17 protein-coding genes are annotated in these 19,608 nt (G+C 70.5%); 1 reads left to right on the top strand and 16 read right to left on the bottom strand.

The features are described from left to right. Window position 1: 1 nt before the first annotated feature. The 6 genes from E8M80_RS18900 to E8M80_RS18875 all read right to left on the bottom strand — a co-directional run bounded on the left by E8M80_RS18900 (window position 2) and on the right by E8M80_RS18875 (window position 7,626). The gene (locus E8M80_RS18900; RefSeq protein WP_137127276.1) at window positions 2–985 is read right to left on the bottom strand and encodes an ABC transporter ATP-binding protein; all 984 of its coding nucleotides are present in this window, start codon (window positions 983–985) and stop codon (window positions 2–4) included. Next, a complete protein-coding gene (locus E8M80_RS18895; protein ID WP_240790121.1) occupies window positions 982–1,959 on the bottom strand; it encodes an ABC transporter ATP-binding protein in 978 nt (325 codons plus the stop codon). Before E8M80_RS18895 ends, E8M80_RS18900 begins: the two co-directional genes overlap by 4 nt. After that, the gene (locus E8M80_RS18890) at window positions 1,956–2,843 is read right to left on the bottom strand and encodes an ABC transporter permease (RefSeq protein WP_137127275.1); all 888 of its coding nucleotides are present in this window, start codon (window positions 2,841–2,843) and stop codon (window positions 1,956–1,958) included. Before E8M80_RS18890 ends, E8M80_RS18895 begins: the two co-directional genes overlap by 4 nt. Beyond that, the gene (locus tag E8M80_RS18885) at window positions 2,836–3,780 is read right to left on the bottom strand and encodes an ABC transporter permease (protein WP_240790120.1); all 945 of its coding nucleotides are present in this window, start codon (window positions 3,778–3,780) and stop codon (window positions 2,836–2,838) included. Before E8M80_RS18885 ends, E8M80_RS18890 begins: the two co-directional genes overlap by 8 nt. A 3-nt stretch (window positions 3,781–3,783) precedes the next feature. Next, on the bottom strand, window positions 3,784–5,358 hold the full coding sequence (locus E8M80_RS18880) for an ABC transporter substrate-binding protein (RefSeq protein ID WP_137127274.1): 1,575 nt from the start codon (window positions 5,356–5,358) through the stop codon (window positions 3,784–3,786). Window positions 5,359–5,439: 81 nt separating this feature from the next. Then, entirely contained in the window at window positions 5,440–7,626 is a 2,187-nt protein-coding gene (locus E8M80_RS18875) for a N,N-dimethylformamidase beta subunit family domain-containing protein (RefSeq protein WP_170979501.1), read from the bottom strand. Between the two features lie 120 nt (window positions 7,627–7,746). On the opposite strand from E8M80_RS18875, the gene E8M80_RS18870 reads away from it, so the two are divergent. Then, the gene (locus tag E8M80_RS18870; RefSeq protein ID WP_137127273.1) at window positions 7,747–8,511 is read left to right on the top strand and encodes a class II aldolase/adducin family protein; all 765 of its coding nucleotides are present in this window, start codon (window positions 7,747–7,749) and stop codon (window positions 8,509–8,511) included. A gap of 3 nt (window positions 8,512–8,514) precedes the next feature. Here the strand turns inward: E8M80_RS18870 and E8M80_RS18865 are convergent, their stop codons facing one another. The 10 genes from E8M80_RS18865 to acsA form a co-directional block, all read right to left on the bottom strand. Further along, window positions 8,515–10,101, bottom strand: coding sequence for an ABC transporter ATP-binding protein (locus E8M80_RS18865; protein WP_137127272.1), 1,587 nt, complete (start codon window positions 10,099–10,101; stop codon window positions 8,515–8,517). Further along, window positions 10,098–10,931 carry an ABC transporter permease gene (locus E8M80_RS18860; RefSeq protein ID WP_137127271.1) on the bottom strand — a complete coding sequence of 278 codons (834 nt, stop codon included), beginning with the start codon at window positions 10,929–10,931 and terminating at the stop codon, window positions 10,098–10,100. The genes E8M80_RS18865 and E8M80_RS18860 overlap by 4 nt, the downstream gene beginning before the upstream one ends. Then, on the bottom strand, window positions 10,931–11,908 hold the full coding sequence (locus E8M80_RS18855; RefSeq protein ID WP_137127270.1) for an ABC transporter permease: 978 nt from the start codon (window positions 11,906–11,908) through the stop codon (window positions 10,931–10,933). Before E8M80_RS18855 ends, E8M80_RS18860 begins: the two co-directional genes overlap by 1 nt. Before the next feature lie 4 nt (window positions 11,909–11,912). Beyond that, window positions 11,913–13,505 (bottom strand): ABC transporter substrate-binding protein, encoded by a 1,593-nt coding sequence (locus tag E8M80_RS18850; protein WP_137127269.1) that lies wholly within the window; start codon window positions 13,503–13,505, stop codon window positions 11,913–11,915. A gap of 11 nt (window positions 13,506–13,516) precedes the next feature. Then, window positions 13,517–14,305, bottom strand: a complete 789-nt coding sequence (locus E8M80_RS18845; protein ID WP_137127268.1) for a VOC family protein — start codon at window positions 14,303–14,305, stop codon at window positions 13,517–13,519. Between the two features lie 74 nt (window positions 14,306–14,379). Continuing rightward, entirely contained in the window at window positions 14,380–14,628 is a 249-nt protein-coding gene (locus E8M80_RS18840; protein ID WP_137127267.1) for an acyl carrier protein, read from the bottom strand. Continuing rightward, a complete protein-coding gene (locus E8M80_RS18835; RefSeq protein WP_137127266.1) occupies window positions 14,625–15,770 on the bottom strand; it encodes a dihydrolipoamide acetyltransferase family protein in 1,146 nt (381 codons plus the stop codon). The genes E8M80_RS18840 and E8M80_RS18835 overlap by 4 nt, the downstream gene beginning before the upstream one ends. Next, window positions 15,767–16,750 (bottom strand): alpha-ketoacid dehydrogenase subunit beta, encoded by a 984-nt coding sequence (locus E8M80_RS18830; RefSeq protein WP_137127265.1) that lies wholly within the window; start codon window positions 16,748–16,750, stop codon window positions 15,767–15,769. Before E8M80_RS18830 ends, E8M80_RS18835 begins: the two co-directional genes overlap by 4 nt. Beyond that, window positions 16,747–17,733 (bottom strand): pyruvate dehydrogenase (acetyl-transferring) E1 component subunit alpha, encoded by a 987-nt coding sequence (gene pdhA, locus E8M80_RS18825; protein ID WP_137127264.1) that lies wholly within the window; start codon window positions 17,731–17,733, stop codon window positions 16,747–16,749. The genes E8M80_RS18830 and pdhA overlap by 4 nt, the downstream gene beginning before the upstream one ends. Then, a complete protein-coding gene (gene acsA / locus E8M80_RS18820) occupies window positions 17,730–19,526 on the bottom strand; it encodes an acetate--CoA ligase (protein WP_137127263.1) in 1,797 nt (598 codons plus the stop codon). Before acsA ends, pdhA begins: the two co-directional genes overlap by 4 nt. Window positions 19,527–19,608 lie beyond the last annotated feature (82 nt).

Below are 19,608 nucleotides of genomic sequence, written 5' to 3'. Positions count from 1 at the left end.
CTCAGGAGCTGATCAGGTGGCAGGCGACCTGGTGGCCAGGTGCCGGTTCCACGAGCGCGGGCGCGCTTTCGCGGCACATGGGCATCACATGCGGGCAGCGCGTGTGGAAGCGGCAGCCCGAGGGCGGGTTGAGCGCCGAGGGGATGTCGCCCGCGATCCGTTCCCGCTTCCCGCGGGACCGCTGAGAAGGATGCTGCGCCGGCACGGCCGCGATCAGCGCGCGGGTGTAGGGATGCAGCGGTGCGCCGTAGATGGTCTGCTTGTCCGCGACCTCGACCACCTTGCCGAGATACATCACCGCCACGCGGTCCGAGATGTGCCGCACGACGGACAGGTCGTGCGCGATGAACAGGTAGGTGAGCCCCATCTCCCGCTGCAGGTCCTGCAGCAGGTTCACGATCTGCGCCTGGACCGAGACGTCGAGCGCCGAGACCGCCTCGTCGCAGACGATCAGGCGCGGATGCAGCACCAGCGCGCGGGCGATGCCGATGCGCTGGCGCTGCCCGCCCGAGAATTCATGCGGGAAGCGGTCGAGCGCGCGGGCGGGCAGGCCGACCTTCTCCAGCATCTGCGTCACCTGGCGGCGCGTCTCCGCGCCCTGCCTCGCGCCGTGGATGAGGAGCGGCTCGGCGATGATGTCCTCGACCGTCATGCGCGGATTGAGGGCGCCGTAGGGGTCCTGGAAAATGATCTGCATGGAGCGGCGGAAGGCGCGCATCTCCATCCGCCTCAGCGCCGTGATGTCGGTGCCGTCGAAGGTGATGCGGCCCGCGGTCGGTTCGATCAGCCGGAGCAGCAGGCGGCCGAGGGTGGACTTCCCGCAGCCGGATTCGCCGACGAGGCCGAGCGTCTCGCCCGCATTGATCGCGAGCGCGACATCGTCCACCGCGCGCAGCATCGCGCGCCTGCGCAAGCCGAGGAAGCCGCCGCCGCCGACCTCGAATTCCTTCGACAGCGACCTGGCCGTGACGAGCGGCGCGGTCATGGCGGCGCCAGCTCCCGGGCCCGGAAGCAGGCTGCGGTATGCGCCGGAGCAAGGGTTTCGAGCATCGGGACGGCGTTGGAGCAGGCGGGTTGCGCATGGCTGCAGCGCGGCCCGAAGTGACAGCCCGGCGGGCGCCGCGCGGGCTCGGGCAGGGTGCCGGGGATGGCGACGAGGCGCGGCCGGTCCTCGGTCAGCGAGGGCACGCATTCCAGCAGCCCGCGCGTATAGGGGTGTCGCGGCCGGTCGAAGATCTCGCGGACCGGCGCCTCCTCGACAACGCGGCCGGCATACATCACGAGCACGCGGTCGGCGGTCTCGGCAATCACGCCCATGTTGTGCGTGATGATGATGACGCCCATGCCGAATTCGTCGCGGAGGTCCATCAGCAGGTCGAGGATCTGTGCCTGGATGGTCACGTCGAGCGCGGTGGTCGGTTCGTCCGCGATCAGCAGCTTCGGGTTGCAGGCCAGCGCCATCGCGATCATCACGCGCTGGCGCTGGCCGCCCGACATCTGGTGCGGGTAGTCGTCGAGCCGCCGGGCGGCCGAGGGAATGCCCACCTTGTCGAGCATGTCGACGGCGCGCTTGCGCAAGTCCGCCTGCGACAGGCGCTCATGCGCCGCGATCGTCTCCATGATCTGGTCGCCGATGGAGAAGACCGGGTTGAGCGAAGTCATCGGCTCCTGGAAAATCATGGAGATGCCCGGGCCACGGATGCGCTGCATCTCGCGGTCGGACATGCGGGTCAGGGTCTGGCCGGCGAACACCACCTCGCCGCCCGCGATGCGCGCGGGCGGCTTCGGCAGCAGGTCCATGATGGTAAGCGCCGTGACCGACTTGCCGGACCCGGACTCGCCGACGATGCCCAGGATCTCCCCCTCGCTCAGGGAGAAGGATACGTCCTCGATGGCGTTCACCTCGCCCCCGCCGGTCATGAACGCCGTGGTGAGGCCGCGCACTTCAAGCAGGTTCACTGCTGGATCCTGAGCCTGGGGTCGAGCACGTCGCGCAGCCCGTCGCCCAGCAGGTTGAGGCCCATCACGGTGATCATCAGCGCGACGCCCGGGATGGTGATGATCCAGGGGGCTTCCCGCATGAAGTCGCGGCCCTCGGCCATGATGTTGCCCCAGGTGGGTGTTGGCGGCACCGCGCCGACGCCGAGGAAGGACAGTGTCGCCTCCGACAGCACGGCATAGGCGAACAGGAAGGACAATTGCACGATCATCGGCGCCATGGCGTTGGGCAGGATGTGGTGGCGCAGGATGCGCCAGTGGCCGGCGCCGGCGGCGACCGCGGCCTGCACGTATTCCATCTCCCGCAGCACGATGACGGAGGAACGGACGATGCGCGCCGTGCGCGGGATGTAGACGATGGACAGCGCCAGGATGACGTTGAGCGTGGACGGGCCGAGGACCGATGTGACGGCGATGGCGAGCAGGATGGCCGGGAAGGCCATCAGCGCGTCGTTCACCCGCATCAGCGCGTTGTCCAGGCGCTTGAAGTAGCCCGCCGCCGCGCCGATCAGCGTGCCGAACACGGCGTTCAGCGCGACGACCGAGGCGCCGATGATCATGGAGAGCTGTGCCCCCCAGACCACCCGCGACCAGAGGCTGCGCCCGAAATTGTCGGTGCCGAAGACCCAGTTGCCGTCCGGCGGCAGGAACTTGTTGCGCATGGACAGGCGCTGCGGATCGACGTCCGTGATCCAGGGCGCGGCCGCGGCAATGCCGGCCACGATGCCGAACAGCACCAGCCCCGTCATGAACAGGCGGTGGCGGAACAGCCGCCGCAAGGTGGCGCGCGCAGGGTGTTCGCGCTGCAGCGCGATGGCCTCGGCGTCGAGGGCGGCCTCACTCATGGCGCACCCGCGGGTCGAGCACCGCATAGAGCGTGTCCACCGTGATGTTCACCAGCACCAGGAAGACCGTCACCAGCAGCAGGCCGCCCTGCACCATCGGGTAGTCGCGGTTCAGCACCGCCTGGGTCAGCAGCTGGCCCATGCCGGGAATGGAAAACAGCGCCTCCGTCACCACCGCGCCGGACAGCAGCAGGGAGACGATGATGCCGACCACCGTGACGATCGGGATCAGCGCATTGGCCAGCGCGTGCTTCAGGATGACGCGCCGCTGCGGTAGCCCCTTGGCGCGGGCCGTGCGGATGTAGTCCTGGCGCAGCACTTCCAGCATCGAGGAGCGCGTGATGCGCGCGAGCAGCCCGGCCTGCAGCAGCGCGAGCGAGAAGGCCGGCATGGTGGTGCTTTCCAGCCAGCCGAGCGGGTCCTCGCCGAAGGGCACGTAGCCGCCCGAAGGCAGCCAGCCCAGATGCACCGCGAACAGGATGATCATGAGCAGGCCGAGGAAGAAGTTCGGCACCGAGATCCCGATCATGGCGAACATCATCGCCGCCTGGTCAATGAAGGTGTTCTGCCGCAGCGCGGCGATGATGCCGGCCGTGATCCCGAACAGGAGCGTGAAGACGAGCGCGTAGAGCGACAGGCCGATCGTGACCGGCAGCCGCTCCATCGTCGCCGCGAAGACACCCTTGCCGAGCAGGAGCGAACGGCCGAGGTCGCCGCGCAGCAGCCCCTGGTAGTAGTGCAGCAACTGCCCCAGGAGCGGCTCGTCGAGGCCGAGGTCCTGGCGCAGCTGCTCGATCTGCGCCGGCGTCGCCGCGATCCCGGCGATCGCCGCCGCCGGGTCGCCGGGAATGAGCCGCATCAGCCCGAAGGTGATGAGGCTGACGATGACCAGCACCGGCACCGCCGAGGCTAGGCGCCGGGCGAGGACCCCGAACACGGGCTACCGCGTCATCCACACGTTGGAGAAGCGCGGGATGCGGAAGGGCACGTAGCCCTGCACGTTGGCGCGCACCGCCTGCACCTTGGTCAGCGCCCCGAACGGATAGGCATAGGCGCGTTCCAGGACCAGGCGCTGCATCCGGGCGAAGGCCTCCTGCCGCGCCGCCGGGTCGCGCAGGTTGTTCATGTCGTTCCAGGCGGCGAGCACATCCGGGTCGTCCTTGTCGTCCCGCGGGCGGTAGTTGGCACCGGGCGCCACCAGGAACTGCATGGTCGCCAGCGCGCCGAGCGCGGGTTGCGTGCCCCAGCCGGAATGGAAGAAGTGCCATTCGTTGCTGTTGACGCGCTGGGACATCTGCACCGAGGTCGGCCAGTCCACCACGCGCAGGTTGGCGTTGATGCCGACGGCGCGCAGTTGCTGCTGCATCACCAGCGCCGCGTTGTACATGGGCGGGTAGTCGCGGTTGGTCAGGATGACGATGGGTTCGTTGCGGTATCCCGACTCGCGCAGCAGCGCCCGCGCCCGGGTCGGGTTGTTGATGTTGTAGGTCTCGCGCCCGGCATCGGTATAGGCGGGGCGGCCCGGATACTGGAAGCCGACGTTCAGTCGGTAGTTGCCGTCGGTCGCCGCATCCATGATGTCTTCCATGCCGAGCGCGGCCTGCACCGCGCGGCGGAAGGCCAGGTTGTCGGTCGGCGGGTTGGCGGTGTTGGGCAGCGCGATCTGGATCCACCAGTTCTCGAGCGGCAGGATGGTGATGGCGCTGTTGCGCCGCAGACTTTCGAGCGAACGCGTCGGCACGTCTTCCACCGCCTGCAGCGCGCCGGTCTCGAGCCCTGCCACGCGGGCGCTGGCCTCCGTCACGATGCGGAAGGTCACGGTGTCCAGGCAGGCGACGCGGTAGCCGCCGAAGCCCGTGCGCTGCTCGAAGGCCGTATTGGGCTGGTAGCCGTCGAAGCGGCCGAGCCGGGCATGGCTGCCGGGCACGAATTCCAGCAGGCGGAAGGGCCCGGTGCCCACGGTACGGAGCTGCTGGCGCTCGTCGTTCTCGTGCTCCGACGGGATGACGACGATCGGGACCGAGAAGGAGGACAGCGCCTCGATGAAGGTCGGCTGCACCTGCTTCATGCGGATGACGAAGGTGCGGGCGTCCGGCGCTTCCCAGCGATCCACGTTGTCGAGCGTGCTGCGCTGCAGCCCGATGCGGTTGTAGCGGTTGAAGGAGGCAACGATGTCGGCCGAGGTCATCGGCTTGCCGTTGTGGAAGGTGATGCCCTGGCGCAGGCGGAAGGTGTAGGTCAGCCCGTCGCCCGATTCCTCCATGCTCTCCGCGAGTTCGAGGATGGGGCGGTTGTTCTCGTCCCGCGTCATCAGCGATTCGTAGATGTTCATTGCGATGTTGCGCGTCGAGATCGTGCTGGACGTCATCTGGTCCAGCGAGTTGACGTTGGCTTCCTGGCCGAACACCAGGTCGCCGCCGCGCACCGGGCACTGGAAGGGCGCGGCGAGCGCCGTGCCGGCCGACAGCACGAAGGCCGCTGCGGCAAGCGAGGACGCAAGGCTTAGGCGCTTCATGGGTCGTTCCCCCCGAAAATGCGTTGCCTCAATCCGAATGAAACTGTCCGTCGTGCTTGGCCCAGCGTCAACTCTCTCCGTTCAGGGCGCCGCGAAACGGCGAAGCACGTTCTCCATGATCCGGCTGACCGGCCCGTCGAATGCGCCGTCCTGCCACAGGCTGCCGCACCAGGTGATCGATCCGGTCGCGAAGACCTCGCCGCCGCCGGGCGTACGGAAATGCACGATCTCGGCGCGCTTCAGGGCATCCGCCTTCTCGCCGCTGATCGTCGCGATGTGCGACAGCAATTCCTCCGGCACCGTGACGAAGGAGGACGGCGGATCCTCGGAGCGCGCCAGGATCGCCGTATCCTCGGGCGTGCCGAGCGTGACGTCCGCGCGGTCGAGCTCGAAGCCGGCCGCGCCTCCGCCCGACAGGCCATAGTCGCCGAAGGTCTCGCCCTCCACGCCATCGAAGACCCAGGCGTGGCGCGGATCGCGGGCGGCCGGCAGCAGGCGGTAATGCGTGCCCTCGAACAGGCCCTGCCCCGAAAAGCCGACGCCCGCCAGCATCTGCGGCGGCCGGCGGTTGCGCCGCCAGAGCCCGCCATAGGCGCCGTCGGTCTGGTGCCAGTATTCGCCGGGCTCGGCCGCCCAGGCGCGGATGCCGCCCTCGGCGCGGCGCAGTTCCATCATCCCGGGCAGCGCCTCGGTCACCGCGATGCGCCAGTAGAAGCCGTTGCCGCCGAGATACATCAGCCGCCCGCCCCCCTCGGTATAGGCCGCAAGCGCGTCGAGGGTCCGGAGAGTGTGGTATTCGGGGTGCGATCCCGTCATCACCACCCGGTAGGGCTCGAGCAGGCCGACACCTTCGTCGTGCAGGTCCTCGTCGGTGATGACGTCGAAGGCGATGCCTTTCGCCTCGAGCCAGGCGAGAAGGTGCGTGTCCGCCGGATAGTGCCGCAGGCCGGAGCCCCGCGCGTCGTTGAAGGTCAGGAAGCCCGGCCGCATCGTCAGGATTGGCCGCAGGCGGGAGGAGAAGGCGATGCCGCTGCCGTCAGGATGCCGGTTGTAGGTCGAGCGCCCGTAGACCGGGTAGTCGTCCGGATTGTGCGGATAGGCGCCCCAGGCCGCGACCCGTGCCTTGTAGGCCGCATCCGCATTGCCCCGCGCATGGTTCGCATAGGCCTGGTAGGTGAAGGTGGAGGCGAGGAAGGCGACCGGGGCGCGCGCCTCGCCGCGCGGCGGCAGCACGTAGAAGGGCAACCAGTCCTCGCCGCCCTCGCAGGTGAGCTGGAAGGCATAGGCGCCGCTCGGCAGGTCGGCCGGCACCCCGAAGGTGAAGTCCGTGCGCCAGCCGCAATCCCCGAGGTCGTCGGCATGGAAGTGGATCGCGGCGTAGTCGCGCGGCGCATGCCGCCAGCACATCTCGGCGCCCGACCAGCGCGCACCGACCACGGCGCGCGTCGGCACGTTCACGAGAATGCCGTCGCAGGCCTGCGGCCCCACATCCACCACGCGCTGGGTCGGGATGTCGCGCGCGAAGTCCCAGCCGGCGAGGAGGCCGGGCGTGGCGGCGTCCAGCGGCGCATCCGGCGCCGGCCAGGCGTCGCGGAAGCCTGCGAGCAGCGCGGGGTCCTCGATCCGGCCGGTCAGGTGCGCACGCGGCGCGGCGACGTCGCGCGCCGCGATCAGCAGCAGCCCCCCGCCATCGGGCAGGCCGAGGCCGGGCAACGCCGCCATCGCGACGGCCGGCTCGCCGCCGAGCGGCTGTTGCCCGAGCACCACGCGGCCCGTCGCGGGGTCGGCGCTCAGCCACACCCGCACCCAGCGTCGCAGCGGCCAGGGCATCCCGGTGGCCAGCCGGTGACGGGCGCCTCCGGCCAGGATCTCCGCCGCCACGCCGCTGGCGCCCGCGAGCAGCGTGACGGACGCGCCGTCCTGCTCCTCGCTGAGCACGGAAGCGGGTTCGGACGGATGCGCGTCGAGCCGGACCAGCGCGGTCCAGGTGACAGGCCCGGGCGGCCGGCGCGGCGGCCGCGCCACGATGGCGTGGGAGCCAAGCCGGATTGGCTGGCGCCGCCCCGCGAAGGCGATGTCGAGGCGATGCGACAGGTCCTCGAAGCGCAACCCGGGCCCTTCGGGGTTCGGATCGCCCGAGACCACCCGCACGAGCCTGGCGCGCGCCGGGCCGCCGTCGCGGACGCTGATGCGGGCCTCGAAGCGTTCACCCGGACGGTGCGAAAAGCGGTCGAGATAGCCGGTGATGGGCAGTTCCGCAGGCGTCATGGACGCGCTCCCTCGCAGGCGACGCGATGCTCGGCCGGCTGCGCGCGGGCGTCAACGTCACCCGCTGGCCACGCGACGCGCGCCGTGACAGCATCGGGCACCCCGACGGGAGTGCTGCCCATGGCTAACGTGGTCCAGAGCCTGACGAACACCCGCGCCGAGGAGCGCGAATGGGAACTGCGCCGCGACATGGCGGCGGTGTTCCGGATCGGCGCCCGGCTCGGCTGGAACGAGCACATCGGCAACCACAATTCCCTGATGCTGCCGGAGGAGGCGGAGCCGCGCTTCCTCATCAACCCGCGCGGCTACCTGTTCCAGGAACTGCGCGCGAGCGACCTGATCGTCTGCGACCTGGACGGCAAGGTCCTCCGCGGCAAGGGCGAGTTGCGGAAGGTCGCCTTCCATATCCACTGCCGCATCCACCTGGCGAACCCCAAGGCGGCCTGCGTGGTGCACGTCCATCCGCGCTGGCTGACGGCGCTGTCGATGGTGGCCGGGGCGGAGTTCAGCCTCTCGCACCACAACAACCTGCTGCTGAATGACCGCGCGGTCTATGACAGCGAGGGCGACCAGCCCGTGCATTCGAATGAGGAAGGCGACCGCATCGCGCGCCTGATGGGCGAGAAGACCATCATGCTGATGCGCGGCCATGGCGTGACCGTGGTCGGTCCCACCGTGCACGACGCCTTCGACGAGACCTACATGGCCGAGCGCACGGCGATGTACCAGATGACCGCGATGCAGACCGGCCTGCCGCTGCACCGGCTGCCGGACAGCCTGCGGCGGCACCACACGGGCCCCTGGGGGGAGAAGCTGGATGCGCGACTGCACCTCGACGCCTGGCGGCGCGTGCTGGACCGCGAGGAGCCCGACTACGCGACCTGACGCTCAGGTGCCGAACAGGGCGCGGCCGGGGATCGCCTCGATCAGGCTGCGCGTATAGGCGCTGCGCGGGTCGGCGAAGACGGCGCCGATCGAGCCCGCTTCCTCGACCACGCCGTCGCGCATCACCGCCACCTCGTCGCAGAGCTGCGCCGCAACGCGCAGGTCGTGCGTGATGAACAGGATCGACAGTCCGAGCCGCCGCTGAAGATCGCGCAGCAGTTCCAGAACCTGCGCCTGCACGCTGACATCGAGCGCCGAGACGGGCTCGTCGGCCACCAGCACCTCGGGCTTCATCGCGAGCGCGCGGGCGATGCCGATACGCTGGCGCTGGCCGCCCGAGAATTCATGCGGGAAGCGGTCCACCGAGTCCGGATCAAGGCCAACCAGCGCGAACAGGTCGCGCGCCTCGGTCCTCGCGCGCGCCGACGGCGTGCCGGCCGCGATCGGCCCCTGCGCCACCTGCGCGCCCGCGCGGCGGCGCGGGTTGAGCGAGGCGTAGGGATCCTGGAACACCATTTGAACGAGGCGTGCGGCCTCTCGTCGCCGCTTCGGCAGGGGCGCGCCGCTGATCACGATCTCGCCGCCATCAGCGCCGAGCAGCCCGACGACGCAGCGCGCGAGCGTGGACTTGCCCGACCCGCTCTCCCCCACCACCGCGAGCGTGGCACCGCGCTTCAGGGAGACCGACACGGCATCGAGCGCGCGCACGGGCTTGCGCCGCCGGAACAGGCCGCGCGAGACATAGGTCTTGGTGAGGCCGCGGACCTCCAGCACCGTGTCGGGCGAAAGCGCGCGCGGCGCCGGTGCATGCAGGCCCGGCACGGCCGCGAGCAGCGCCTTCGTATAGTCGTGCTGCGGGTTGGTCAGCACCTCGCGCGCCGTCCCCTCCTCCACCACGCGGCCAAGGCGCATGACGGCGACGCGGTCGGCGATCTCGGCCACCACGCCGAAATCATGCGTGATGAACATCACCGCCGTGCCGTGGCGGCGCTGCAGGTCCTTGATGAGCGCCAGCACCTGCGCCTGGGTCGTGACGTCGAGCGCGGTGGTGGGCTCGTCGCAGACCAGCACCTCGGGCTCCAGGGCCAGCGCCATGGCGATCATCACGCGCTGGCGCTGCCCGCCCGAGAGCTCGTGCGGATAGGCGCGCAGCGCCCCCTCGGGGTCGGGCAGGTTGACCTCGCGAAGCGCCGCCAGCGCGCGGCGGGAAGCCTCCGCGGCATCGAGGCCGAGATGAACGCGCCACATCTCCGCGATCTGGGCGCCCACTGTCATCAGCGGGTTGAGCGCTGTCATCGGTTCCTGGAAAACCATGGCGATGCGTCGGCCGCGGATCGCGCGCCACGCATCCGACGACTTCGCGCGGAGGTCCTCGCCCGACAGCGCCATGGCGCCGGCCGCGATCGTGAGGCCGGGCGCCAGCAGCCCCATCACGGCGGAGGCGGTGACCGACTTGCCCGATCCGCTCTCGCCCACGACGCACAGGATCTCCCCCGCCGCGACGCTGAGCGTGACCTCCTCGATCGCGTGCTCCCGGTCCGCACCGCGCGGCAGGCGGACCGTCAGGCCCTCGACAGCAAGGCGCGTCACCGGCCGCCCGCCAGGCGTGGGTTCAACGCGTCGTTCAGCCCCTGCCCCACCAGCGACACGCCGAGGATCGTCAGCAGGATCGCCACCCCGGGGATGGCCGATACATACCACTCCGCGCGCAGCACGTTGCGCCCGAGCCCGATCAGGTTGCCCCAGGAGGGCACGTTCGGGTCCGAGAGCTGGAGGAAGGCAAGCGCGGATTCCAGCAGGATCGCCACCGCCATGACCACGCTGGCATAGACGATCACCGGCGGCAGCGCGTTCGGCAGCACCTCCCGCAGGATCAGGTGGGCGTCGCCCAGGCCCTGGATGCGGCAGGCCTGCACGAAGTCCCGCGTGCGCAGCGTGAGGAACTCCGCGCGCGTCAGGCGCGCGACCGGCGGCCAGGACACGATGCCGATCGCGATGGTGACGGTCTCGATCGTGCTGCCGAAGATCGCGACCAGCACCAGAAGCAGAAGGAAGTTCGGCAGGGTCTGGAAGGCTTCCGTCACGCGCATCAGCGCGGTGTCGACGGCGCCCCCGTAGAAGCCGGCCAGCGCGCCGACCGCGATGCCGATCAGCACCGAGATCGAGGTCGCGACGAAACCGATCAGCAGCGAAACGCGCGCGCCGTGGAACAACTGCGCCGCGATGTCGCGCCCCGAGGGGTCGGTGCCTAGCGGGAAGCGCGGATTCTGCCCTGGCCATTGCAGTGGCCGCCCCGCGAGGCCGAGCGGATCGGCCGGATAGAACCACTGCGCGCCGACGCCCATGACGAGGACCGCGAGCAGGATGACGCTGCCGACCAGCGCCGACGGGCTGCGCGCATAGGCGCGGAGCGCGCGCATCAGCGGTCCGCCGAGATGCGCGGGTCGAGCCGCGCATAGAGGATGTCCACGACGAAGTTGATCGTGATCACCAGGAGCGCCGAGACGAAGACGATGCCGAGCAGCGTGTTGAGGTCGCGCTGCACCACGCTCTCATAGGCCAGCCGCCCGAGGCCCGGCAGCGCGAAGACGCTCTCCACCACCACCGAGCCGCCCAGCATGGTGCCGGCCTGCAGGCCGATCAGCGTGACCATGGGCAGCATGGCGTTGCGAAGCACGTGACGCGCCACCACCCGCGTCTCCGAAAGCCCCTTGGCGCGGGCCGTACGCACGAAGTCGAGGCTCAGCACCTCGAGCATCGAGGCGCGCATGATGCGGAGGTAGATCGCGAGGAAGATCAGCCCGAGTGTCAGCGTAGGCAGCACGAGATGGCGTGCGATGTCGACCACCGCGGCGATGCCGGTCAGCCCCTGCGTGATGTCCTGGAACCCGCCCGCCGGCAGCCATTGCAGGTAGACGCTGAACAGCACGATCGCCATCAGCCCGAACCAGAAGGAGGGCGTGGCATAGAATATCAGGCCCAGCGTCGAGATCAGCGTGTCCGGCCAGCGGTTGACGCGGCGCGCCGCCACCACGCCGAGCACCAGGCCGAAGAAGAAGGCGAAGGAGAGGCTCGCCGCCATCAGCAGGATGGTCGGCGGCAGCCGTTCCAGGATGACGGTCGCCACGGGCTTGCCGTAGATGGCCGAGAAGCCGAGGTCGAGCGTCGCCAGCCGCATCAGGTAGTTCCAGAGCTGCGCCGCGATCCCGGCGTCGAGGCCGTAGAAGCGGCGCATCTCCTCGGCAAAGGCAGCGTCGCCGCCGCCGATCTGCGCCATCAGCGCATCGACCGTGTCGCCCGGCGCGAATTGCAGCAGCAGGAACATCCCCACCAGGATGAGCAGCAGTGTCGGCAGCGACGCCGCGAGCCGCCGCAGCGCGAGGCGAAGGACCCTCAAGGCGTCACGACGCCAGCCAGGTGTCGTGCCAGGAGGATGACGCCCAGCGCGGATTGTTCCCCGCATTGCGGACGCGCCGGTTGAAGACCGAGACGAAGATCTGCTCGATCGGCATCCAGAGCGGCAGTTCGGTCTGTACCGCGCGGACGAAGTCGGCGTAGAGCGCCTTGCGCTTGACCGGATCCACCTCGGTCGCCGCATTGTCGATGATCGCGTCGATGCGATCGTCCTTCCAGCCCCACTGGTTGGTCCAGGGCGCGCCGACCGGGCTGCCGGACCGGTACCAGACCGTCGTGCTGACCGCGGGGTCGGACCGGTACTGGTGCCAGCCGGTCGCGAGGTCGAAGCCGTGCTCCCGATAGACGGTCCGGAGGAACCCGGCGGCGTCGAGGCGCACGATCTCGAGCCGGATGCCGACCTGGCTCAGCGACTGCTGCAGGAAGGTGGACCAGAGCGCGATGTCCTCGCCCCAGGGCGCGGGATGCAGGCGCAGGTTGAATCGCGCGCCGCCCGCGCCACGGCGATGCCCGGCCTCGTCCAGCAGCCGGTTTGCGAGCGCCAGGTCGAAGCCGTATTGCGGCATGCCCGCACCCGGATAGTAGTCGGTCGAGACGCTCGGGATCGGCCCGGTGCCGGGCTTGGCGAAGGGGCCGAGGAAATTCTCGATGAAGAAAGGCACGTTGATCGCGTGCGCCAGCGCGCGGCGGACGCGGATATCGGCCAGGATCGGATTGCGGAAGTTGAATTCCAGCGTGTTGGTGCGGACATTGCCCTCGTTGCCGCGCGTCGTCGCCTCGAAGCGCGGGTCGCGGCCAAGGCGCTGCATGTCGGCGATCGCCAGCGACGAATAGGGCGCGAAGAGCACCTGTCCCGCTTCCAGCTGCGCCGCGGCGGCCGAGCGGTCGGTGATGACACGCCAGACCACGCGGTCCAGGTACGGCAGGCTGTTGCGCCAGTAGTTCGGATTGCGCTCGGCGATGATGAACTGGCCGCGCTCGTACTGGACGAACTTGAAGGGGCCGGTGCCGATCGGCGCGGTGTTGGCCGGGTTCTGGCGGATGTCGCCGGTCTCGAACACGTGCTTGGGTGAGACGTAGCCGAGGTCGGGCAGCGCCCGGAGCAGAAGGCCCTGAGGCATCGGGCGCGAATACTTGAAGACCGCCGTGTGCGGGTCGGGCGTCTGCACCTCCTCCAGGAACTGCTGCAGCGTGGTGCCGTAGTTCAGGATCTTCTTCCACATCTCCATCGCCGTGAACTGCACGTCCGCGGAGGTGAAGGGCTTGCCGTCATGCCAGGTGACGCCGCGGCGGAGGCGGAATGTGTGGGTCAGGCCATCGGGCGCGCTCTCCCAGGATTCCGCGAGAACGCCGACGGGGTTGCCCTGCGCGTCGAGGTCGAGCAGCGCCTCCTGGATCTTGCCGCCGACGATGTAGACGCCGGTCGAGGCCTGCAGCGACGGATTCAGGATGCGCTGCTCGGTCGCGAAATGCACCGTCAACACGCCACCGCGGCGCGGCGTCTCCTGCGCCAGGGCGGGCACCGGGAGCATGGCTGCGGCGCCGAGGAGGAAGGTCTCGCGGCGCGTGGGTCCGGTCATGGTCGTTCTCCTCAGGCGGGGTCGAAGATGACGGCGACGCCGGTGGCGAAGCCGGGCGGGCGCGGCGCGGGTGTGCCGAGCACGATGGCGGCGCCACCTTCGCGCGGCAGGACCGACGCGGAGCACTGCGCGAGGCGGGCGATCTCATCGCGCGGCGCGAAGCCGATCTCGGCACGGCCAGGGCCGGTCGCAACCAGGTGGAACGCGCCGTCATGGCGCACCGTGCCGTCGATGGCGGCGGCAAGCCTGGCGGCAGCGCCGGCGGGGTCGTCCGTGGCGGCCAGCGCGCGACGGATGCGCGTCACGCCGTTCGCGTGCGACTGCAGCGATGGCACCCAGACTGCCTCGGGCGTGTGATGCTGGCAGGCGAAGATGCCGAGCCCGGCGGCATAGGACGACGGCGGCCACCGGAAGACGCTGAAGCGCGCCTCGGCCTCGGTGCCGTCCGGCATCGGCACCGGGCGCCCGAAATGCAGCGGGCCGACGCTGTCCACGCCGCGCGCGCGCAGCGCCTCGGCCCCCGCGGCGGCGTCGGTCGTGTGGAAGGCGGCGCGCTCCAGCCCCTCGCGCTGCGCGAGGAAGTCCCGCAGCGCCTGATTGTGCGGCTGCGGCACCAGCACGGCCAGCAGTTCGAGGTAGTCCTCCCCGAACATCATCGTATGGTTTGCGCTGCCGACATGCGCGCTGTGCAGCCCGCGCGGCGAGAGGGTGAAGCCGAGCGCCGTCCATGCAGCCGCCGCGGCATCGAGGTCGCGCACCGCGACCACGAGGTGGTCCAGTCCCTTCAGCGTCGGCAGCATGCCCGTCTCCCAGCCGTCGGAAGATGATAGGCAGCCTCGGTGGTGCGCCGCAACATGGTGCACCGGAGGAGGATTCAGGCGCGCTTCGCCGCGGCGAAATAGGCGAGCATGCCCTCGAGGGTGAAGAGCCGTGGATAATCCTCCTCCGGGATCGGCAGCCCGCTGCGTTCGTGCAGGCCGATCACGAGGTTCTGGAAATCCATCGAGTCGAGGTCGAGCGCCTCACGCAGGTCGTCCTTTGCCGTCACCGTCGTGAGGTCGGCCTCGGGCGCGATGCCGGCCAGGACCTCGGCCAGCATCGCCATCGTCTCATCCTTCGTCATGGCACCTCCGGGGTCTGCAGCAGGGCCTCGATGCGCGCGAGCAGCAGCCCGCCGCGATGGCCGTCCGTGGCGCGGTGGTCACCGGCGAGCGTCACGGTGACGATCCGTCGCGGCAACACGGCGCCGTCCACCACCCAGGGGCGCTCCATCACGCGGCCGAAGCCTATGGTCGCCACCTGCGGCGGCGTGATGATGGGCAGCACGCTCTCCGCACCACGGTCGCCGAGGCTGGTGACGGTGACGGTCGGGTCCGTCAGCTCCGACCCGCGCAGCCCGCCGCCGCGCGCCCGGCCCACGACGTCGCGCAGCGCCGCCATGAGTTCGTCGAGCCCGAGGCGGTCGGCGTTGCGGATGGCGGGCGCGACCAGGCCGCCGCCGCGCAGCGCGACCGCCCAGCCGACATGCACCCCATCCCCCGGGCGGAAGGCGCCGTCTTCCCAGAAGCCGTTGAGTTCGGGCGTCCCGGCCAGCGCCAGCGCGGTGGCGCGCAACAGCAGCACAGCGGGCAGCAGGCGATCCGGCGGCGCGCGCCCGGCATTGGTCCGATCGAGCCAGCCGAGCGTCGCCGTCACATCGACCGAGAGGCTCAGGTAGTAGTGCGGGATCTCGCGCTTGGAGCGCGCCATGGCGGCCGCGATGGCGGCGCGCATCGCCTTCGGGTCGAAGCCGCCCCTGCGCGGCGCGGGCTTCGCCGCCTGCGACAGGTCGGCGAGGCAGATGGCGCCGTCCACCCCTGTCCTCTGAAGGCCGTCGAGCGCGACGCCGAGCGAGGCGGCGCGCTGCCGGGCGGCGGGTGTCGCGCGTGCGCGGGTTCCGGCGGGCGGTGGGCGCCGTGGCTCAGGCGCTGGCGATGCGCGCGCGGGTTCCGGCGCCGCCGCCGGGCGCGCTGCCGGAACCGCGGTCACAGACCCGTCGCCGAGGCGCGCCAGCACGCCGCCCACCGGCACCGTGCTGCCGGGTGCTGCGACCAACTCGCCGATCGTGCCGTCGTGGAAGATCTCGATCTCGATAGCGCCCTTGGCGGTCTCGACCACCGCGACGACGTCGCCCCGCTTCACGGCATCGCCGGGCTTCACGAGCCATTCGACCAGCGTGCCCGCCTCCATGTCGGCACCGAGCGATGGCATCAGGAAGTCGGTCACGGCGGCTTCACCAGCGCCCGCGCGGCGGCGGCGATGCCCTCGGGCTGCGGCAGTGCCGCCTGCTCGAGATGCGCGGCGTAGGGCATCGGCACTTCCGCCGCACAGACGCGGCGGACCGGCGCATCGAGGTCCCAGAAGGCGTCCTCCATGATCCGCGCCATGATCTCGGCGGAGAGCGAGCCGGCCTTCCAGCCTTCGTCCACGATCACGACGCGCCGCGTGCGCGCGAGCGAGGCGGCGACCGTCTCCATGTCGAGCGGGCGGAGCACGCGCAGGTCGATCACCTCGGCCGAGATGCCCTCGGCGGCCAGCATGTCCGCCGCCGCCAACGCCTTGGGCAGGGAGCCGCCATAGGTGACGATGGTCACGTCGCCGCCGGCGCGTCGCACAGCCGCGCGGGCGATGTCGACCGACCTGATGCCGTCCGGGATCTCCCCCTCGGCGTTGTAGAGCATGACATGCTCGAAGATGAGCACCGGGTTCGGGTCGGCCAGCGCGGCGGCCAGCATGAAGCGCGCATCCGCGACCGTTGCCGGCGCCAGGATCCGCAGCCCCGGGACGTGCGCGTACCAGCCTTCCAGGCTGTGCGAATGCTGCGCGGCGAGTTGTCGCCCCGCCCCGGTCGCCATCCGGATCACCAGCGGCACGGCGAACTGCCCGCCCGACATGTGCGGGATGGTCGCCGCGCTGTTCACGATCTGGTCGAGCGCGAGGAGGCTGAAATTCACCGTCATGATCTCGAGGATCGGACGCATCCCCGCCATCGCCGCACCGACCGCCACGCCCGCGAGCGTGTTCTCGGACAGCGGCGTGTCGCGGATGCGATCCTCGCCGAGTTCCTCCATCAGCCCCTTGGTCACCGCGTAGCAGCCGCCGTAGCGCCCGACATCCTCGCCCATCAGGAAGACGCGGGGGTCGGCCAGGATCGCGTCCCGGATCGCCTGGCGGCAGGCCTCGCGGTAGGTCATGCGCGCGCTCATGCCGGCACCTCGTCCATCGTGACGAAGCGGTCGAGATCGGCCATTTCCTCGAGCGGCGCGGCCTCGGCGAAGGCGACGGCGTCGGCGACCTCGGCGCGGATCTCGGCCTCCATCGTCGCGGCCTCGCCCTCGTGCAGCAGGCCGGCCTGCTCGAGCCAGGCGCGGAACCGAAGGATCGGTCCGCGCTCGCGCCATTGCTCGATCTCCGCCTTGTCGCGGTAGAGCTGCGCATCGAACATGGAATGCGCGCGGAAGCGATAGGTGGCGCATTCGAGCAGAACGGGTCCCTCGCCGGCACGAATGCGCTCGGCGGCGCGGCGCGCGGCGACCTCGACGGCGACCACGTCCATGCCGTCCACCCGCTCGCCATGCATCCTGTAGCCGGCGGCCTTGTGCCAGATCTCGGTGTCGGCCTCGGCGACCTCGACCGGCGTGCCCATCGAGTAGCCGTTGTTCTCGCACACGAACAGGACCGGCAGGTGCCACAGGCTCGCGAGGTTCAGGCTCTCGTGGAAAGCGCCCTCGTCCGCCGCGCCCTCGCCGAAGAAGCAGGCGGTGACATTCGCACGCCCCTGCATCCTGTCGGCCAGCGCGACGCCGACGGCCAGCGGCAAACCGCCGCCGACGATGGCGTTGCCGCCGTAGAAGCGCGTCGTGCGATCGAAGACATGCATCGAGCCGCCACGGCCGCGGCAGCAGCCGGACAGCCGGCCGAACATCTCCGCCATCAGCGGGCGCATCGGGATGCCGCGCGCGATCGCCTGGCCGTGCTCGCGGTACGTCGCGACCACGGCGTCCTCGGGCGCGAGCGCCTGCATCACGCCGACCGAGACGGCCTCCTCACCGTCGTACAGGTGCAGGAAGCCGCGGATGTTCTGCGCCTGGTACTGCTCGGCGCAGGCCGCCTCGAATTCGCGGATGCGCATCATGTCGCGCAGCAGCGCGAGACCATGGGCGCGGTCGAGATGCACCTTCGCCGTCATCGCTCGTCGCTTTCCAGGGTGGAGAGGTCGCCTTCCGGCAGGCCGAGCTCGCGCGCCTTCAGCAGCCGCCGCATGATCTTGCCGCTGCGCGTCTTGGGCAGGTTCTGGCGGAAGTCGATCTCCTTCGGCGCCACCGCGGCGCCGAGGCGCTTGCGTGCGTGGCCCAGCAGCTCGCGCCGCAGCGCCTCGCCGGCCTCGAAGCCGGGCTTGAGCGCGACGAAGGCCTTGACGATCTCGCCCGCCGTCGGGTCGGGCTTGCCGATCACGCCGGCCTCGGCGACGGCGGGATGCTCCATCAGCGCGCTCTCGACCTCGAAGGGGCCGATCAGGTGGCCGGAGGTCTTGATCACGTCGTCGGCGCGGCCGACGAACCAGAAATATCCCTCCTCGTCGCGCATCGCGAGGTCACCGGTCAGGTACCAGCCATCGACGAAGCACTTCGCGTAGCGCGCCTCCTCATGCAGGTAGCCGCGCATCATCGACGGCCAGCCGGCGCGCAGCGCGAGCTCGCCCGAGGTCATCGGCGCGTCGATCACGCTGAGGCCACCGTCGCGGCGCTCGACGATGGCGGCCTCGATCCCCGGCAGCGGGCGGCCCATGGAACCGGGCTTCACGTCCATCGCGGCGAAGTTCGCGATCATGATGCCGCCGGTCTCGGTCTGCCACCAGTTGTCGTGGAAGGGCATGCCGAAGGCCTTCTGGCTCCAGACCACCGCCTCGGGGTTCAGCGGCTCGCCGACGCTCGCCATGAAGCGCAGCGCCGAGAGGTCGCGGCCTTCGAGCGGCGCCGCGCCGAGCTTCATCATCATGCGGATCGCGGTCGGCGCCGTGTACCACACGCTCACGCGCTCCTTCTCCAGGATGTCGTACCAGGTTGCGGCGTCAAACTCCGCCTCGGCAACCAGGTTGGTCACGCCGTTCACCAGCGGCGCAATGATGCCGTAGGAGGTGCCGGTGACCCAGCCGGGATCGGAGGTGCACCAGAAGACGTCGTCGGGATGCAGGTCGAGCGCGTACCGGCCGGTCATGGCGTGCATCACCACCGCCTCGTGCACATGCACCGCGCCCTTGGGGCGGCCGGTGGTGCCGCTGGTGAAGTGCAGCAGCGCCATGTCCTCGGGCGAGGTGGGCGGGATGGCGAAGTCCTCGCTCGCCGCCGCCATCAGGGCGGACCAGTCCTGCGTGCCCGGCACCTCCGCGGCAGCGCCGTCCTCGCCCACCAGGATCACGTGCTCGAGGCCCGGCAGGCGATCGCGCAGCGCGGCGACCTTGCGCGCATAAAGCGCCCCGGTCGTGACCAGCGCGCGCGCCGCGCCGAGTTCCATCCGCGTCGCGATGGGCTCCGGCCCGAAGGCCGAGAACAGGGGTGAGACGACGCATTTCGCCTTCAGCGCGCCGAGTACGGTCAGATAGAGTTCCGGGATGCGGCCGGCGAGGACGAAGACCCGGTCGCCGTCCTGCAGCCCGATGCCGCGCAGCGCGTTCGCCACGCGGTTGGTCGCGGCGCGGAGATCCGCCCAGGTGAAGGACCGCCGCTCCCCGCGCCGGCCGATCCAGCGCAGCGCCTCGCGCCCTGCATGCAGTCCGGCGGCGTGGCGGTCGACTGCCTCATGCGCGATGTTCAGCCCGCCGCCAGGCAGCCCGTCGAGCAGGGCGCGCGCAGCGGTCCAGTCGAAGCCGCGGCGGGCGTCATCGTAGTCCGCCATGTTCGGCAGGACGCGGAAAGCGTCGCGTCGCTTCACGATCCTCGGATAGCCGCCGATCGGGCGGTCCGTCGCCGCGTCCGTGGTCATGGCGGCCGCGCCCTCCTCCCGTGCTGGGGGCAAGGTCGCGGCACTGGCCGCCCGCGGCCATGATCCAGATCAACCGCCGGCG

Origin of the sequence: Roseomonas sp. HF4 (assembly GCF_005222755.1) — a bacterium.
Lineage (GTDB): Bacteria > Pseudomonadota > Alphaproteobacteria > Acetobacterales > Acetobacteraceae > Neoroseomonas.
The sequence above is the reverse complement of the archived record's forward strand: the minus strand, read 5'-3'. Positions and strand labels throughout refer to the sequence as shown.

Bases quoted from the DNA above. Each gene is read 5' to 3' on its own strand.
- E8M80_RS18900 (WP_137127276.1), bottom strand. From the start codon at position 985: ATGACCGCGCCGCTCGTCACGGCCAGGTCGCTGTCGAAGGAATTCGAG.
- E8M80_RS18890 (WP_137127275.1), bottom strand. From the start codon at position 2,843: ATGAGTGAGGCCGCCCTCGACGCCGAGGCCATCGCGCTGCAGCGCGAA.
- E8M80_RS18880 (WP_137127274.1), bottom strand. From the start codon at position 5,358: ATGAAGCGCCTAAGCCTTGCGTCCTCGCTTGCCGCAGCGGCCTTCGTG.
- E8M80_RS18875 (WP_170979501.1), bottom strand. From the start codon at position 7,626: ATGACGCCTGCGGAACTGCCCATCACCGGCTATCTCGACCGCTTTTCG.
- E8M80_RS18870 (WP_137127273.1), top strand. From the start codon at position 7,747: ATGGCTAACGTGGTCCAGAGCCTGACGAACACCCGCGCCGAGGAGCGC.
- E8M80_RS18860 (WP_137127271.1), bottom strand. From the start codon at position 10,931: ATGCGCGCGCTCCGCGCCTATGCGCGCAGCCCGTCGGCGCTGGTCGGC.
- E8M80_RS18850 (WP_137127269.1), bottom strand. From the start codon at position 13,505: ATGACCGGACCCACGCGCCGCGAGACCTTCCTCCTCGGCGCCGCAGCC.
- E8M80_RS18845 (WP_137127268.1), bottom strand. From the start codon at position 14,305: ATGCTGCCGACGCTGAAGGGACTGGACCACCTCGTGGTCGCGGTGCGC.
- E8M80_RS18840 (WP_137127267.1), bottom strand. From the start codon at position 14,628: ATGACGAAGGATGAGACGATGGCGATGCTGGCCGAGGTCCTGGCCGGC.
- E8M80_RS18830 (WP_137127265.1), bottom strand. From the start codon at position 16,750: ATGAGCGCGCGCATGACCTACCGCGAGGCCTGCCGCCAGGCGATCCGG.
- pdhA (WP_137127264.1), bottom strand. From the start codon at position 17,733: ATGACGGCGAAGGTGCATCTCGACCGCGCCCATGGTCTCGCGCTGCTG.
- acsA (WP_137127263.1), bottom strand. From the start codon at position 19,526: ATGACCACGGACGCGGCGACGGACCGCCCGATCGGCGGCTATCCGAGG.